Genomic DNA, 675 nt, shown 5'->3' with positions numbered 1-675 from the left:
GGGAAGCTGGTTATTCAATCGGTATGAATTATTCGCAAACACTGAAGAGGATCATCCTGCCGCAGGCAACAAGGGTTTCAATTCCGCCTTTATCAAATTCATTTATCAGCCTGGTGAAAGATACATCGCTCGCTTCTTTGATCTTTGTGACAGAAATGTTCCGCAGAGCACAGGAAATAGCATCGACAAACTATGAATTCCTTCTCATGTATATGGAAGCAGCTTTCATCTATTGGGTCATCTGCTTCATCCTCTCAATTATCCAAGGACGCATAGAAGCACGATTGGACCGTTATGTGGCTAAATAGATCAACGAGGAGGGATTACAATGATAACGATAAAAGGTTTGAAGAAACGTTTTGATGATCTCGAAGTCCTGAAAGGAATGGACGTGGAAGTCAAAAAAGGAGAAGTGATCGTTTTGATCGGCCCGTCAGGATCTGGTAAAACAACATTTCTCAGATGTTTGAATGCCCTGGAGACACCTAATGAAGGCAGTGTATCGATCGGAGAAAAAAGGGTTGATTTTTCTAAAAAGGTTTCTACTGCCGATATCCTGAATATTAGAAGAAGTACGGGAATGGTCTTTCAAACATACAATCTGTTCCCGCATATGACAGCTCTGGAGAATGTGATGGAAGGGCCGGTCATCGTTAAGGGCAGGAAAAAAGCAGA

At 42.2% G+C, this 675-nt stretch carries 2 protein-coding genes; both read left to right on the top strand.

The genetic code is table 11. The features are described from left to right. Positions 1-308, top strand: a 308-nt coding sequence (locus HP456_RS24655) for an ABC transporter permease subunit (protein WP_172255905.1), incomplete at its 5' end; no start/stop codon positions are given. 20 nt (positions 309-328) lie between these two features. Next, positions 329-675 (top strand): ATP-binding cassette domain-containing protein (locus HP456_RS24650; RefSeq protein WP_172255903.1); only part of this gene is annotated, 347 nt, incomplete at its 3' end.

The organism is Bacillus haikouensis, assembly GCF_013179555.1.
GTDB classification, from domain to species: domain Bacteria; phylum Bacillota; class Bacilli; order Bacillales; family Bacillaceae_B; genus Rossellomorea; species Rossellomorea haikouensis_A.
Note: the sequence above shows the minus strand (reverse complement) of the source record. Positions and strands in the feature narration are given on the sequence as shown.